We start from the raw sequence: 15709 nt of genomic DNA on the forward strand, positions 1-15709 counted from the left end.
GTGAGCGCAACGAATGGCCCACGGCTTTCGTGATTTGACTAAATAGGTTTCTGGCTTTCTGGCTCTCGGTCAGAACTTCTGCTTTGCCCGCTTCGGCATAAAATAGGTTCGGATATTGACGAGTGCTTCGGCGACGGCAGCAGCATCCTGGTGGGTCGCTTTCCGTTTTACCTCGCCGAGCTTGCGGATCGGCGCAATGATATCCCCAGTGACGGCATGACCTCGAAGGACAGGCTGCCAAAGCCTTGGCGCGTGTCGTGTTCCAATGAGAAAGCAGATGTCCCAATCAAATGGATCAAGGGTCTGATCATCGATCTGGGTGAACCTTGGCCGGTGGTCTTTCGGTCTCTCGGAAAGGCTTGCAGATATCCGATTATACTCTGCAACGATCGTCTGCACGGCCCGATGTTCGGTTGTTTCCATCGGCAGGTTTAGGGCATCCGGGCCGGTCAGTTCCGGGATCCATTGCCGTGGGTCGATGAACCTGGGGCCGATGATGAGGGCCGTAAGATAACCATCGAGTCTGCTCATTGACCAGATAGGCGATGGCGGACGACGTCTCCTGATAAAGGCTTCGAATGCGTCGTCATCGAGCTTCGGTCGCGGCGTCATCTCCTGGCTGTTCTGTGTCATGCCGCTTGTCGCTCCTGCTGTGTCATCGCTTCGCGTTCCGCCTTCCAGGCCCAAGGCAAAAGGCTCTCCATCTCGTTGGCTTTCACTTTGCCGGAGATGATGCGCTCCAGCACATCGGCAAGCCAGACGTCGGGGTCCACGCCGTTAAGCTTTGCCGTGTTCACGAGCGATGCCAGGACAGCGAAGGTCTTTCCACCCCGCTCGTTGCCCACGAATAATGAGTTCTTTCTCGTCAAAGCCACGGATTTCATGGAACGCTCGACGACATTGGAGTCCACCTCGATCCGGCCATCCTCTAGAAAGGCTGTCAATCCGCTCCAGTGGTTGAGCATGTAAGTGACTGCCTTGCCAAGTGCCGATTTCGACGACACCTCGTCGCTCAGTTCGGTGAGATGGACCTTCAGTTCTCTCATGATGGGAGCTGCCTCACGACGCCTGCCGCTAAGCCGGGTATCTTCATCTTCCCCTCGTAGTTTTGCTTCGATGCGATAGATTTCGGCAATCCTGGCAAGGATCGACAAGGCCTCCGAAGAGCCGGTCAGTTTGACGACGTCAACGAACTTTCGCCGTGCATGAGCGAGGCAGAAGGCCAGCCGCATGGGGGCAACGTTGCTCTTGCCGCGTCGTTTGACCATGGTTTTATAGGCTTGATATCCATCAACCTGAAGCACGCCGGCGAACGACGACAGTTGCCCCTCGATCTCGCGAGCGCTGCGGCTTTCGGCAAAAATGTAGGCCACCGCCGGCGGCGCCGGACCGTTCCATGGCCGATCGTCAACCGCTTGTGCCCATAACTGGCAGACCTTGGTTCGTTTGCGCCCCGGATCGAGGCGCGGAAGTGGCGTCTCGTCACAGAACACCCTCGGCTGCGAGCGGATGAAGGCGGTGAGTGCATCGTAGAGAAGTTCGAGCCACCAGGCGACCCGCGTGACCCATGCCCCGAGCGTACCGCGATCAATGATGACGCCGCAGGAGGCCAGCATCTGCGCCTGGCGATGCAGCGGCAAATGCCAGGCAAACTTCGAAACGGCGACATGGGCTGCAAACGCCGTGGTCACCATGCCGCCGTCCATGATGCGTGCTGGTGCGGGTGCTTGCACGATGCCACTCTCGCAAGCCCGGCATGCATAGCGTGGCCGGATCGTCCGTTTCACCCGGACTACTGCAGGCACGATGTCGAGCGCCTCGCTGACATCAGTGCCGATGCAATGAAGTTCGAACGAACAGCAGGGGCAAGTCTTGCTCGCTGGCTCGATGAGCTCGTCATAACGCGGAAGGTGTTTCGGCAAACGGCCGATATTGCGGGCTGGCGATCGCCGTGCCTGCGTTTTGTCTTCATCGACCGGCGCGACATCGTCATTGGCAGCAACGGGAATGTCGCCTAGATCGCCAAGATCGAGCATTGCCTGCGTTGGATCGATCGTCGTCATCTTCTCCGATTTCGTCCCGAAGAGCTGGCGCTCAAGGAAGGCAACGCGCGCCTTGAGATCGGCATTCTCTTCGTCGAGCGAGAGAATGATCCGGGTCAATTGCGCAGCATCCTGGGGCAAGGGATCGGGTCGAAGCGGCATGACAGACCCTACCACACGGGTCTGAATCTTCAAGCAAAACCAATAGGATCAGCCTGCTTTTGAGGGCCTCCTCACCGCGTTTCGTTTGACGCGCGTCCAGTCAATGCCGGCCAGCAAAAGCGAGAACTCCTGGGCACTCATCTGCATAGCGCCATCGCGGATCGGAGGCCAAACGAACTTGCCCGCCTCCAACCACTTCGTCGCTAGGATCATGCCTGATCCGTCCCAATAAATGCAGCGAAGCCGATCAAGACGCTTGGCGCGGAACACGAACACGTCGCCACAATAGGGATCGGCCGCAAGGGCTGACGCCACCAAAGCTACCAGGCCATTCATGCCGCGCCGGAAGTCGACGGGTTGCGTCGCAACCATGATCTTCACGCCATTTGGCGAAACTCCGATCACCGGCGCCCTCGCAACGCCGCTACCATCGCCTGCGCCAGTTCAGGCGCTACCGAGCCGATGACCGTCATGCGTGCGCCCGCAATCTCGATCTCAATTCGGCCAGCGAGAACCTCTGGGGCATTCGATGGCGAGCCTTCGTGTCGTGCGCCATCCCCAACCACTGTCACCGGCACGAACACGGCAGGCGGCAAACTAGTCTTTGCCGACCGTTGAGAGGTTAGTCCGGCTTCCCGTCGCCACACATTCAGCAAGCCGCGATTGACGCCCCAGCGCCTCGCAACAGCCGAAATGTTCACTTCAGGTTCTGCGCTCTCCGCGAGAATCCGCGCCTTCTCCTCGTCAGTCCAATTCCGCCGCTGCCGCCGACCGGTGATCACCTCGATCCGCCGATACTTTCCCTCATGCCTGGCTTCATGCATGCCTTCATCCATGACTTCAAGCATGGCATCAGCGCGATCTCCAACCATCCCGGTCCACTCCTATCAATGATAGAGCTTATCTCGAGGCCTCATTCACAAAAGAAAAGGTGGGCTGTTCGTCGCGCTCACCGTCCACGTGATACCGCCGACGTAACTTGGCGGTCAGCTTGCTGAGAGGGTGGTGTCTGCTAGGGCGCGGGACGGCGTCATCGTCATCGGCGCGACGAACTATCCGCACTTGATCGACCCCGCATTACTGCGCTCTCGCCGTCTCGAGCGCCATTTCGAAATCGGGCTTCCAGACGAGAAACCACGCGCGGATATCTTCCGGTTCTACCTTCGTGGACGCCTTTCCGACGAGGAGGTCCGGACTGTGGCGTCGGATTCCGAAGGCTGGTCTGGCGCGGCATTACAACACGAAATGCAATATGCGACATGCCCCGGCAATTCTATGGCCCGGCAAACAGTTACGATCCACCAATCTGTCCTAGGATGCGGGCTGCGCCACGGCCTCCGCAATCGGAGCGGGTCGTCGTTCCAATTCAGGTGGAATCCGGAACCACAGGACATAAAGCGCCGGCAGGAAGATCAACGTCAGCGCCGCGGCAACGACCAGACCGCCCACCACCGTAAAAGCAAGCGGCGACCAGAACGGGTCGCGGATGATCGGCAGCATGCCGAGGATCGTCGAGCCGGCGGTCAGGAAAACCGGCCGCAGACGCTGCGCGGTGACGTCGATGACGCCCTGCCAACTCCTGCCCTCCTCCTCCATCCGTCTATCGATCTGGTCGATGAGCACCACTGAATTTCGGGTGATCATGCCGATGAGCGCGATCATCCCGAGGACGGCGATGAAACCGACAGGCACGCGGGTGATGAGCATGATCAGCACCACGCCGATCAGCCCGAGCGGCACGACGCTGACGACCAGGATGAGGCGCTGCACGCTCTGCAGCTGAAACATCAGGACGATGAGGATGATGACGGCCATGACCGGCAGCATGGCTACGACTGCTGCGAGCCCATCTTCCGCACCCTCAACGGAGCCACCGACCTCGATGAGATAATTGGGATTGTCGCGAATGAGTGCGGCGATCTGCGGCGTGGCGGCGTCGACGATGTCAGTCGCCAGCACGCCTTTTTCCGCGTCGGCCTGCACCGTGATCGTCGTCGAGCGGTCATGCCGCCAGATCAACGGTTGCGTTGTCTGGTATTCCACCGTCGCGATGCTTGAAAGCGGCACGGTGTGATTGGGACCGACCGGTATCTGCAGCGAACGCAGCGTATTGATGTCGACGCGTTGATCCTCCGTCGCGCGTGCGACAACGTTGACCAGATAGATGGAATCACGCACCTGCGTGATCGGCAGGCCCGAGGAGGTCGCAAACAGCGTCTGCGCGATAACGGACGAGTTCAACCCGACCAGCCTGGCGCGGTCCTGGTCGACGTTGATGACGACCTTCCGGATAGGTTCGTTCCAGTCGAGGTGCGGTTGAACGGCGCCCGGGACGGTATGGAGAACGTCAGCAACCTTCCAGGCGAGATCGCGCACTCCGACGATATCAGGGCCGCTGACGCGATATTGAACGGGCCAGCCGACTGGTGGGCCCATTTCCAAGGGAGAGACACGGGCGATGATATCTGGAAACTGTTCGTCGAGGAGTTTTTGAAGCCTCTGCTGCAGGGCATCCCGCTCAGAAACGCTCTTGCTGATGACGACTGCCTGCGCGCGGAAGGGGGCGGGTGGATTGAGGTCCATCGAGAGATAAAACCGGATCGGGTCGGAGCCGACGTAGAAGCTCCAGTTGGCGACCCCTTCGTCGGCGGCGAGGATTTCCTCCACTCGCTTCACCTGGGCGGCAGTAGCCTCTTGCGAGGCATCTTGTGGCAGGACGAGCGACAGAAGTAGTTCCGGACGATCTGACGATGGGAAAAATTGCCGGCGCATATACTGTGAGCCGAAAAGCGACGCGGCAAACAGGGCGACGGTCGCCAGAATGACGAGAACGCGCATGCGGACGCAGGCGCCGAGCAGCCTCTTGAAACCACGCATAAGCTTGCTCTCGGTCTTTTCGCCGGCTTTTTCGCTCGGCTTCAGGACGGCGAGGCCAACGATCGGTGTCAGAAGCACCGCCACCAGCCAGGACACGATCAGGGAAAAGCCGATCACGAAGAACAGCGAGCGCGCGTATTCGCCCGAGGAGCTCTGGGCAAAGCCAACCGGAATGAAGCCTGCAATGGTGACAAGTGTTCCCGCAAGCATCGGAAAGGCGGTGGATGTATAGGCGTACGCTGCCGCCTTCACGCGGTCCATTCCTTCCTCGAGCTTCGCCATGGTGATCTCGACCGTCACCATCGTGTCGTCGATCATCAGCGTCAGCGCGATGATCAGCGCACCGAGCGAGACACGCTGCAATGCAATGCCGGTGATGTCCATGAAGAGGAAGGTCAGCGCCATCACCAGCGGGATCGAGACTGCGACGGCAAGGCCCGCTCGCACGCCAAGTGCAAGAAAGCTGACGCCGAGGACGATGATGACAGCCTGCGCTAGCGAAGTCGTGAAGCCGCGAATGGCGGTTTGCACGACCGTCGGCTGGCTCGCGACACGCGTCAGGTCGATGCCGATCGGCAGGTCGTGCTCGAAACGGCTCATGACGGTATCGATGTTTCGGCCAAGCTGCAGAATGTCGCCGCCGGAGGCCATCGAGACGGCAAGCCCGATCGCCGGCTTGCCGTCGACGCGAAAGCGCGGTTGCGGCGGATCGACGGTGCCGCGCACGATATCGGCGATGTCGCCGAGGCGAACGAAGCCGGAGGCGGTCGGAATATTGAGCTCACGCAGATCCTTTTCGCTGGCGAGACTGCCGGAGACCTCCAAGACCGTACGATCGCGCTCGGTCGTCAGCTGGCCGGTCGGAAGAACGGCGTTCTGCGCCTGAATCGTCGAGATCACGCTCGGCATGCTGAGGCCGAGGCTGGCGAGCCGATTGGTCGAGAACTCGATGAAGATCGTCTCGTCCTGCGTGCCAATAAGCTGAACCTTGCCGATATCGTCGAGCTTGAGCAGGCGGTTGCGCGCCTCGTAGACCCAGTCACGCACCTCGCGGTCACTGAAGCCATCGGCAGTGAAGCCGTAGATGATACCAAAGGTATCGCCGAAATCGTCATTGAAGAACGGCCCGCGGACGCCAGCCGGAAGCGTCGAGACGATATCCCCGACCCTGGTTCGGGCCTGATACCAGGATTCACCGACCTGGTCGGGCGGCGTTGCGTCGTCCAGCACCACGTAGATCACTGACTGGCCGGCGCTGGTCAGGCTCCTCAGGTGATCGAGATGCGGCACCTCCTCGAGTGTCCGCTCCAGCCGGTCCGTAATCTGGTCCGTCGTCTGCTCGATTGTGCCACCCGGCCACGCGGCAGACACGATCATCGTCTTGAAGGTGAATTCCGGGTCTTCGTCGCGGCCGAGATTGAAATAGGCGAGGATGCCGCCGACGGCGCTCAGAAATGCGAGGAAGACGATCAGGCTTTTGCGCTGAATGGCCCATTCGGAGAGATTGAATCCCCCGTTCATTGGACGCTTCCTTCAAGCAGGCGAACCGCCATGCCGGGACGCAGCTGCTGGACGCCGGCGACGACGACCTGATCGCCGCTCGACAGCCCCTTGCTCACGAGGAAATCCTGCGTATCGAATCGATGGACCTCTACCGGCACGAGCTTGGTGGTGTTGCTCGCCGGATCAACGACCCAGACGGCTGGCTGGTTGTTCTGGTTGAAGAGCGCCGTCATCGGCAGCCGCGCGACGGGCGCGCCTGCGATCTGGATCGTACCACGCACCGAACTGCCGAAACGGAACTCTTCAGGCGCGTTGTCGAGGCCGACACGGACGGTAAAGTTGCGCGTAACCGGATTGGCGGTCGGCGATATTTCCCTGACGGACCCACTCGCCTTCACATTTGGATTGCTTAGCAGCCGAACGTCGACCTGGGCATTGCTGTTGGCGGTCTGGATCGTCGCCTCCGGCACCTGGAACACCGCATCCCGCGGACCGACCTGCGCCACGCGGACGACCATCTGACCCCCGCCGACTACCTGGCCCACTTCGCCGCCGATACCGGTGACGACGCCGGCGCCATTGGCTTTCAGCGTGCGGTTGTCGAGGTTGGTCTGGGCAATCCGCAACGCCGCCTCAGCGGCATCGACCCCGGCCTGGGCGACATTGGCTTGGGCAATGGCCGCGTCTAACTGTTGACGGGTCGACGTCCTCGGAAAGAGCTGCTGCTGTCGATTGCGCTCGATCTCGGCATTCTGGAAGGTCGACTGCGCCGAAAACAGATTGGCTTCCGCCTTGCGCAGCGCATCCTGGGCATCTTCGGAATCGAGCCGGGCGATCACCATTCCGACCTCCACGCGATCACCGACCTCGATGTCGCGCTCCCGGATTTCCCCGCCCTGGCGGAAGCCGAAGCTGGTCTCGACCCGTGGCTGGATTTCGCCGACGAGGGAGCCGAACGTATCCTCGGGATTGAACGAGACGGCCTGCGTCTTGACTGGCCGCGTCGGCAGCTCGTCCTTTTCCTCGCTTCTCTGGCAGCCGGAAAGGACAAGGGCGGCGAGCCCCGCATACACGAAAATCGCTTTGTGTCTCGACATCAAGGAACGCAACGGCATGGCGGCCTCTCACTTCTCGAACACACCCACAAGTTGGCGCGGCTTACACCGTGTCAGCGATCGGCAACCCGGGCGACCGGAGCACGCGTAAGAAAGGTCAGTAATCGACCGCGTCGCGGATGATCGGGCAGGTCATGCAATGCCCGCCGCCGCGCCCGCGTCCAAGTTCAGCACCGGTAATGGTGATGACTTCGATACCTTCCTTGCGAAGCAGCGTGTTCGTGTAGGTATTGCGGTCATAGGCATAGACGACGCCCGGGGAAGCGCAGACAAGGTTGGCGCCGCTATCCCACTGGGTGCGCTCGCGCATGTAGTCATTGCCGCCGGTCTGAACGACACGCATCTTCTTCAAGCCAAGCGCGTCGCGAACCGTCTCGACGAAGCTGCCCTTGTCCTTGTGCAACTCGACACCGCCTTTGCCGTCCGGGCGGTAGGAGAAGGCATCGATCTTGTCGACGATGTCGGGATAGATCAGCACGCAATCACGGTCGGCGAACGTGAAGACCGTGTCGAGATGCATGGCGGCGCGCAGCTTTGGCATGGCCGCGACAATAACGCGTTCGGCTGCACCTTTTTCGAACAGCGCCTGGGCAACCTGGCTGATTGCCTGGCGTGAGGTCCGCTCGCTCATGCCGATTAGCACGTTGCCCTTGCCGATCGGCATGACGTCGCCACCCTCGAGCGTGGCAAGCCCCCAATCCTTGGTCGGATCGCCCCACCAGACGTTGACCTTTCCGGCGAAGTCCGGATGGAACTTGTAGATCGAGGTGGTGAGAATGGTCTCCTCGTGGCGGGCCGGCCAGTAAAGAGCGTTGAGCGTTACCCCGCCGTAGATCCAGCAGGTGGTGTCGCGGGTGTAGAGCGTGTTTGGCAGAGGCGGCAGCAGGTATTCGTTGACACCCGCCGCGTCGCGTATCAGCGCGAGCTGCTCACCACCGATCGATTCCGGAAACTCAAAGGTCGACAGGCCGCCGATCAGCGTTTCCGCGAGCTCGCGGTTGGAAAGCCCCTCCAGATAGGAGCGAACCTCGTCGAGCAATCCGAGCCCGATCTGGTTTGGAGCGACCTGATGGTCGAGGATCCACTTCTTCGCTTCCGGGATGGCCACTGTTTCGGCGAGCAGATTGTGCATCTCAACGACTTCGACGCCGCGATCGCGCATCTTCGTCATGAAGTCGAAATGGTCGCGTTTGGCATTGTCGACCCAAAGCACGTCGTCAAAGAGAAGATCGTCGCAATTGCTCGGTGTCAGGCGCTGGTGAGCCCGGCCGGGCGCGCAGACCATCACCTTGCGAAGCTGGCCCACTTCCGAATGCACGCCGAAAGGGATGTCTGTTGTCATGACGTTCCTGCCTTTCTGTTCAAGGTGTGATCATGCCCGTCAACAGGCCGTAGGCCCCGATCACGCCAGCAATCAATGTGACGGCGAAGATGATGAGCTCGGTGGAGGTAAACAGCTGCAATTTCTGCTCACGCCGCGCCCAGACATAAAGAATGGTGCCGGGCACCAGGAGGACGGCGACGAGAAGCACATATTTGAGACCGGCGGCAATGAACATGAAGATCGTGTAGATGATGGCGATCCAGGCGAAGATCTGGTCACGACCGCGCTCATTGGGCGTCGTTTCATAGCCCACGCCGCTGCGGGCAAGCAAAACGCCATAGCCGGCGACGAGGAGGTAGGGCAGTAGCGAGGTGACGCTCGTCATGTCGAGCATGAAATTGAAGGCGTCGCGCGACCAGTAGGTGGAGATGATGAACAGCGACACGACGATATTTGTGAGCCACAACGCGTTGGCTGGTACGCGATTGGCATTCTGGGCGGCAAAGAGCCTCGGCATGTCGTCGGACTTGGCCGCGGCGAAGAGCACTTCGGCGCAGATCAGCGACCAGGCGAGATAGGCGCCCAACACCGACACCAGAACGCCGATCGAGATGAATACGGCGCCCCAGTGGCCGACAACGGCTTCCAGAACCGCGGCCATTGAAGGCTGCTGGACGGCGGCAATCGCCGATTGCGGCATCACCGCATACGGAAGCATGGTCACCGCCACCATCAGACCGGTGACGCCGACAAAGCCCAGTATGGTAGCGGCGCCGACATCGGAGCGTTTTTCGGCAAAGCGTGAATAGACGCTTGCGCCTTCGATACCGATGAACACGAACACGGTGATCAACATGGTATCGCGGACCTGCGCGACGAGCGACTTTGCCGGCATGTCCGCACCGCCAAAGAAGTTCTCGGAGAACTGCGTATAGTTGAAAAAGAAGATCAGCAGCAGGATGAAGACGAGGATCGGCACGATCTTGGCGACGGTGACGACGGTGTTGATGAACGCTGCCTGCTCCACCCCCTTCAGGATCATGAAATGGAAGGCCCAGACGCCCACCAGCGACACGATGATCGCAATCGCGCTGCTTCCGTCGCCGAAGATGCCCGGGAAAAAGCGCCCCAGGGTCGAGCCGATGAGCACCCAGTAGAAGACGTTGCCGAGGCAACTTCCAAGCCAGTAACCGAAGGCCGAAAGGAAGCCCATGTAGTTACCGAAACCAGCCTTGGCATAGGCGAACACGCCCGCGTCGATGTCCGGCCGTTTCTCGGCAAGAGCCTGAAACACACGCGCCAGCATGTACATGCCGGTACCCGCGATTGCCCAGGCGATGATGGCTCCGAAAGGTCCTGTGGCGGCGCCGAAGCGACCGGGCAAGTTGAAAATGCCGGCCCCGACCATGGATCCGACAACCATGCCAGTGAGTGCCAAACGCGAAAATTTCTGCGTGGATTGAGATGCCATGTCGCCCTCTCATGCCAACTGATGTTGCTTTTTAAAGCTTATGCACGTCGTGTAATTATTTGCTTCGGAACGATAATTTCGTTTCCCTGCGACTGTGATCCGTATGAAATACCACGAATATGCGATGCCTGCAATTTTTTACGACCACTGGCTGTATTTGAACAACCATTCGTCGCGTTGCGCGATCGACTAAATGCTAATACGTCCCGTCGCGATGCCCAGTATCGCGACAACTGCGCCGACCGCCGCAACCATAAATATGGCGGTCTCTGCGGGAGTAAAGGTGCGCTTACTCTGTTCGCGTCTCGCCATGAGGTAAAGGATGGTTCCGGGTCCATAGATCGCGGCCGACAAGAGAAGGTGCTTGGCCCCCGCGGCATAGATCAGCCCGGCGGTATAGAGAAGCGCGATACCGGCCCGCACGAAGTCGCCACGATGACCGGACGAATCCCGCTCGTATGTCTCGCCAGTCCAGGCGAGCTTGAAGCCGTAAGCCGCAACCAAGAGGTATGGGATCAGGATCATCGAGCTCGTCAGCTCAAGCGCCAGGGTGAAGGCGTATTGCGCAAAGAGAGTGAGGACCAGGAAAACCTGGACCACAATATTGGTGAGCCAGAGCGCATTCGAAGGAACACCGCTTTCGTTCTCTTTGGAAAGAAAGCGCGGCATCGTGTCGTACTTCGACGCCGAATAGAGAATTTCGGCGGCGAGCAGCACCCAAGAAAGGTAGGCGCCGGCGACCGAGATTATCAGAGCGGCACTGACGAACAGCCGACCCCACGGCCCGACCACCGCTTCCAGCACGCCAGCCATCGAAGGATTCCTGAGCGTTGCGAGATCTGTGCGCGGCATTATCCCGTAGGACAGGAGCGTAATCAGAACCATCAGCGAAAGCACGCCGAGAAAGCCGGTCAGCGTCGCGATACCGACATCGGCACGATTGCGTGCGTAACGCGAGTAAACACTCGCGCCCTCGATACCGACAAAGACGAAGACCGTGACCAGCATGGTCGCGCGCACCTGGCTGGCAATATCGGCGAAGGTCGGGTCACCGCCGCCCCAGAAATTGGCGGCGAACAGGTCGTATCTGAAACCCGCAATCACGAAGACGATGAAGAGCAAGATCGGAACAATCTTCGCAAACGTAACGATCGTGTTGATTACCGCGGCTTCGCGAATGCCGCGCAGGATAACGAAATGCATGCACCAGAGGAGGATCGAAGACGTTGCGACCGCGAGTATCGTGTTGCCATCGCCGAAGATCGGGAAAAACAGCCCAAGTGTCGATTTGATGAGCACAAAATATGAAACATTGCCCAGGAGCGCCGCCGACCAGTAGCCAAGAGCCGAGAGGAAACCGAGATAGTTGCCGAAGCCGGCCTTGGCATAGGCATAAATGCCTGCGTCGAGATCGGGCCGGCGCCGCGATAGTGATTGGAAGACGAAGGCGAGCATCAGCATGCCGACGCCGGCGATCGTCCAGGCGATGATGGCACCGAACGGTCCGGTTGCGCGGCCGAAGGCCTGTGGCAAGGAAAATATCCCCGCGCCGACCATCGAGCCCACACACATCGCCATCAGGGTCCAAATCGAAAACTTTCCTTCAGAGGGAGAGGTCATGACACAAACCGAGTTGTTGGATGGGTGACGTTTAGCGCGTCATTTGACGCAAAGTGCTCAGCAAGAAATTGAGAAACTGCGCCTCCAGTCCCGTTTGCAGGATCACGCACGGGCCGCGCCTGTATTGAATACCGATAATCAACCACGTGCATAGGTCCCGAAAAGGTAAAGGACGATGATGTAACAGAGTATCTGCAGTGCGTAGGTCTGGCCATTGCCGGTATAGGCCTGGCGAACCCACTGCGCCGCTCCAATGACCGCAGCGCTGGTTCCGTTCCAGACGGCCCTGGCCAAGGGTTCGGTGACCGCTGCCAGCGCCGGTTTATAAAAGCGATAGAAGGCGTCGATGCCCGTTCTCGAAAAGCGGCCGAGATTGCCCCGGTAAATAAGCCAGGCGACGAGAAGGATCGCAGCCGACAGCATAAGTGCGACCGTCATCGCTGGCAGCGGATTCCAGTGCGCATAAACCTCTTCGAGCGACATTCCCTGCCAGACGAGCCTTGAGGAAAATTGCGGGTCGATTGCTGCCGAAATCGGACCCATCACGAATTTCGGGAAAAATGAGAGTGCCAGAATGGCGGCCGCAAGTACCGCCTGTGGCACAAGCAGGCTGATCGGGGCTTCACGCAGATATAGCCGGTCTCCTTTCGGTGGGCTCAGGAAGATCGCGTAGGCGAAGCGGAACATGTAAAGCAGACCGAGCAAGGTCGCAGCCACGCCAAGCGCGGCCAGCCCGTACCACCCACGATCGATCATGGCACTGAGGAGCAGCCATTTGGCGCCGAAGCCGACGAGTGGCGGCAGTCCCGACATCGACAGCAGCGCGACGACGGCAAGCACGAACGTGAGCGGCATTGCCGTCTTAAGTCCGCTGATTTCGTCGAAGCGGCGCGTGCCGGTTCGCAAAATGACGGCAGCTGCCACGAGAAAAAGAATGCCCTTGACCATCAGATGGTTGGCGATGAGATACATCGCCGTCACCCAGCCAAGATGGCTCATCATCGCGATTGCCGTCATGATATAGCCGATCTGGCTCATGCTCGAATAAGCGAGCATGAGCTTTACGTCATCCTGCTTGAGCGCCATCGCTGCACCGCCAAGCGTGGTCAGAAGGCCGATCCAGGCCATCACATGTGCAAGCTCCAACCCCGTATTTGCCCTTATCGCCAGATAGGTGACAAGAAACAGGCCGACGATCGCGACCTTGCTGACCACGGCCGACAGCATCGCCGACATGTCATCATCGGCTTCCGCATAGGCGCCGGGAAGCCAGACATGCAGGCCGATCGCGCCGGCCTTAATGAGAAAGCCAATCCCTAAGAGGGTGAATGCCATCGACGCCATGCTGGATGAAACGAGCGCGTCCAGGGAGATGGTGCCGCTCGCTGCAGCCGCAAGCCCGAAACCGGAAAGAATGCAGAAGGCCGAAATCAGGGAAAACATCAGGAAGGGCAGAGCATGCGGGTGCGCACTTCGCCCTTGCATGATGAGGAAATAGGTCGACAGGGTGACCAGTTCCCAGTTGAAGAAGAACTCGAGACTGGTGGGCGCCCAAAGCAGTCCGACGATCGCAAGCAGCAGGACCGTCATGAATGGATAGTAGCTGGGACGCTGATCGGTGCGATAAAGCCCCGCCATGGCAACGACGAGCCCGCCCCCAAGCAGAAGGGCGGCGAACAGCTGATTGAGCCCGGCCATCCCGGAGACTTGTGCCATGCCGAGAAAGAACACGAGCGCGAGCATCAGCACGCATTTGATCCGGCCGGGAAGAAAGTCCACGCAGAAGACGACGAGACCCGCCAGGAGCGGCAGGAAAAGCTGGAGCGAGGCAACCCCGGCAAGTCGTGATGCGATCCAGCCTCCCGCAGTCAGTAACATCACGCAGACAAGCGACGGCGCGAGTGCAGCGATATTGGGCCAGGCTTCGGCAATCTCGGCCGACGCCCGTGTCGACTGCTTGAACCAGCGAAACATATAGGCAGCTTCGAGAAGCGACCCAGCCAGAATGAGGATCACCCAACCGTAGCGCTCGCCCGCGGCAAGCCGCACCACGAGCTCCCACTTTGCCCAGAAGCCGGGGAAAGGTGGCAGACCGGAGATTGCAAGGAGCAACATGGCAAAGACGAGGAGCGTCAGCGGTCGGTTGGCGATGGCAGGCCATGCCGCAGTGCGTGGGAGCCCAACCGCACCAGCCAGCCAGAACAGGCCGGCCTTCGCGAAAAGATGGTTGAAGAACAGTCCGCCGACCACAAGCGGCATCGCTGCGTCGGCGTCGAGTTCTCGCAGCAAGGCAAGCGACAGCATCAAAAGGCCCATCTGGGCAATCGACGAATAGCCGAGCAGGCGCTGCACCTTCGCCTGCGGCAGACCGGCGAGATTGGAGAAGAGAAAGGTCAGGCCACCCGCCCAGGCAATGAGGTCGTAATGGCTCGCAAACAGCGGCAAAAGCTTGAACAGCGCAAAGAAGACGCCCGCCGACACACCACCGGAGATGAGGGCTGCAATCCCGGCGGGCGCGGTTTCGTAAACGTCGAGACCCCAGCCATTGGCGGGAAAGGGTTTCAGTTCGAGGATCAGCGCCGATAGGACAAAGAGAAGCGCCGTCGTGCCGATCGGGCCAGATATCAGCGCACCGTGTTCGATCATGTCGTCGATGTTGAGGGTTCCGGTGACGTGGTAGAGCAGCACCGCGCCCAACAGGAAGCATGACGAGGCGAGCACCGTCGCCATGATATACTTGAAGCTTGCCGAAAGTGCCGCAGGGCTGCCCGCCGTCCCCAGCAGGCCGTAGGTGGCGATCGACATGATCTCCAAAAAGACGAACTGGTTGAAGAGATCGCGGGTCATGACCATGCCGTTGATGCCCATGACCAGTATGAGATAGAGCAGCAGTGCCGCATAGGAGTTACGCAGCCGGCCCCATAGCTGCCAGACGCCGAGCATTGCGGCGAGATTGACGCTAACGGCGAAAAACCCCTCCCAAAGCCCGAAGCGCAGATTAATGGAAAAGGGTGGAATCGCTCCGGCGGTATAGATCTCGTTTGTCGACCCGCCATGGAGCAGCCACCACAACTGGACTACCGAGACCAGCGTCATGCCGGCAAGGGCGGTGAAGAAGACGATGGCCGGGAGCGGCTTGGCAATGCGATAGACAAGCGGGATGAGAAAGCCACCGCCAAGGCCGAGCAGGAAAATCGTCAGCGGTTGCAGCACGCCGCCTACCATTTCGATTCCGTCAGCGCGTCGATGGAAAGAGTTTTCCTGGCATCATGGATACGGATCGCAAAGGCAAGCATCACGGCGGTCACGGAAAAGCCGATGACGATCGCCGTGACCACCAGCGCGGCGGGGATGGGATCAACCGAACGCACCGTTGCCTCGGAGATTGAAAGCGCCTTGTCGATGATCGGGGCCGTTCCCCCGGTTACATAGCCTGTCGCGACCATCACCAGATGCAGGCCGGTATTGATCAACGAAAAGCCGATGATGATGCGCAGTATGTTGCGATGGCTAAGCATCCCCCAGAAGCCGATGAGGACGAGCGCGAAGCCCGTGACCATGAGAATGTGCGACACCGGCAGCCCCATGTTTCCTC

At 59.8% G+C, this 15709-nt stretch carries 11 protein-coding genes and 1 pseudogene; 1 reads left to right on the forward strand and 11 read right to left on the reverse strand.

Annotation, left to right across the window (positions count from 1 at the left end):
- Positions 1 to 69: 69 nt before the first annotated feature.
- Genes AS026_RS03885 through tnpA form a run of 4 tightly spaced genes read right to left on the reverse strand, consistent with a single transcriptional unit; the run spans position 70 to position 3076 of the window.
- Positions 70 to 633 (reverse strand): UPF0149 family protein, encoded by a 564-nt coding sequence (locus AS026_RS03885; RefSeq protein WP_062368490.1) that lies wholly within the window; start codon positions 631 to 633, stop codon positions 70 to 72.
- Positions 630 to 2204: an IS66 family transposase gene (tnpC, locus tag AS026_RS03890; RefSeq protein ID WP_028749712.1), complete on the reverse strand. Its 1575-nt coding sequence runs from the start codon at positions 2202 to 2204 to the stop codon at positions 630 to 632. The genes AS026_RS03885 and tnpC overlap by 4 nt, the downstream gene beginning before the upstream one ends.
- 48 nt (positions 2205 to 2252) lie before the next feature.
- Positions 2253 to 2609, reverse strand: a complete 357-nt coding sequence (gene tnpB / locus AS026_RS03895) for an IS66 family insertion sequence element accessory protein TnpB (RefSeq protein ID WP_028749713.1) — start codon at positions 2607 to 2609, stop codon at positions 2253 to 2255.
- Positions 2606 to 3076 carry an IS66-like element accessory protein TnpA gene (gene tnpA, locus AS026_RS03900; protein ID WP_062368489.1) on the reverse strand — a complete coding sequence of 157 codons (471 nt, stop codon included), beginning with the start codon at positions 3074 to 3076 and terminating at the stop codon, positions 2606 to 2608. Before tnpA ends, tnpB begins: the two co-directional genes overlap by 4 nt.
- Before the next feature lie 133 nt (positions 3077 to 3209).
- Between tnpA and AS026_RS42980 the strand changes: the two are divergent.
- Positions 3210 to 3278 (forward strand): annotated as a pseudogene (locus AS026_RS42980) (hypothetical protein); the annotation flags it as partial.
- A gap of 237 nt (positions 3279 to 3515) precedes the next feature.
- Here the strand turns inward: AS026_RS42980 and AS026_RS03905 are convergent.
- The 7 genes from AS026_RS03905 to AS026_RS03935 form a co-directional block, all read right to left on the reverse strand.
- Entirely contained in the window at positions 3516 to 6602 is a 3087-nt protein-coding gene (locus AS026_RS03905; protein WP_062368640.1) for an efflux RND transporter permease subunit, read from the reverse strand.
- Entirely contained in the window at positions 6599 to 7699 is a 1101-nt protein-coding gene (locus AS026_RS03910) for an efflux RND transporter periplasmic adaptor subunit (protein WP_062368641.1), read from the reverse strand. Before AS026_RS03910 ends, AS026_RS03905 begins: the two co-directional genes overlap by 4 nt.
- Before the next feature lie 97 nt (positions 7700 to 7796).
- The gene (gene arcA / locus AS026_RS03915) at positions 7797 to 9041 is read right to left on the reverse strand and encodes an arginine deiminase (RefSeq protein ID WP_062368642.1); all 1245 of its coding nucleotides are present in this window, start codon (positions 9039 to 9041) and stop codon (positions 7797 to 7799) included.
- 19 nt (positions 9042 to 9060) lie between these two features.
- On the reverse strand, positions 9061 to 10494 hold the full coding sequence (locus AS026_RS03920; protein WP_062368643.1) for a basic amino acid/polyamine antiporter: 1434 nt from the start codon (positions 10492 to 10494) through the stop codon (positions 9061 to 9063).
- A gap of 189 nt (positions 10495 to 10683) precedes the next feature.
- On the reverse strand, positions 10684 to 12114 hold the full coding sequence (locus AS026_RS03925; RefSeq protein WP_062368644.1) for a basic amino acid/polyamine antiporter: 1431 nt from the start codon (positions 12112 to 12114) through the stop codon (positions 10684 to 10686).
- A gap of 138 nt (positions 12115 to 12252) precedes the next feature.
- On the reverse strand, positions 12253 to 15339 hold the full coding sequence (locus AS026_RS03930; protein ID WP_062368645.1) for a complex I subunit 5 family protein: 3087 nt from the start codon (positions 15337 to 15339) through the stop codon (positions 12253 to 12255).
- Positions 15333 to 15701 (reverse strand): sodium:proton antiporter, encoded by a 369-nt coding sequence (locus AS026_RS03935; RefSeq protein ID WP_018856274.1) that lies wholly within the window; start codon positions 15699 to 15701, stop codon positions 15333 to 15335. Before AS026_RS03935 ends, AS026_RS03930 begins: the two co-directional genes overlap by 7 nt.
- Between the last annotated feature and the right edge of the window lie 8 nt (positions 15702 to 15709).

It is taken from the genome of Rhizobium altiplani (genome assembly GCF_001542405.1).
Taxonomy (GTDB): domain Bacteria; phylum Pseudomonadota; class Alphaproteobacteria; order Rhizobiales; family Rhizobiaceae; genus Rhizobium; species Rhizobium altiplani.

Excerpts from the sequence above, each read along its gene's own strand:
- AS026_RS03930 (WP_062368645.1), bottom strand. The coding sequence starts at position 15,339 with ATGGTAGGCGGCGTGCTGCAACCGCTGACGATTTTCCTGCTCGGCCTT.
- arcA (WP_062368642.1), bottom strand. The coding sequence starts at position 9,041 with ATGACAACAGACATCCCTTTCGGCGTGCATTCGGAAGTGGGCCAGCTT.
- tnpA (WP_062368489.1), bottom strand. The coding sequence starts at position 3,076 with ATGGTTGGAGATCGCGCTGATGCCATGCTTGAAGTCATGGATGAAGGC.
- AS026_RS03920 (WP_062368643.1), bottom strand. The coding sequence starts at position 10,494 with ATGGCATCTCAATCCACGCAGAAATTTTCGCGTTTGGCACTCACTGGC.
- AS026_RS03885 (WP_062368490.1), bottom strand. The coding sequence starts at position 633 with ATGACACAGAACAGCCAGGAGATGACGCCGCGACCGAAGCTCGATGAC.
- AS026_RS03910 (WP_062368641.1), bottom strand. The coding sequence starts at position 7,699 with ATGCCGTTGCGTTCCTTGATGTCGAGACACAAAGCGATTTTCGTGTAT.
- AS026_RS03905 (WP_062368640.1), bottom strand. The coding sequence starts at position 6,602 with ATGAACGGGGGATTCAATCTCTCCGAATGGGCCATTCAGCGCAAAAGC.
- AS026_RS03935 (WP_018856274.1), bottom strand. The coding sequence starts at position 15,701 with ATGGGGCTGCCGGTGTCGCACATTCTCATGGTCACGGGCTTCGCGCTC.
- tnpC (WP_028749712.1), bottom strand. The coding sequence starts at position 2,204 with ATGCCGCTTCGACCCGATCCCTTGCCCCAGGATGCTGCGCAATTGACC.
- AS026_RS03925 (WP_062368644.1), bottom strand. The coding sequence starts at position 12,114 with ATGACCTCTCCCTCTGAAGGAAAGTTTTCGATTTGGACCCTGATGGCG.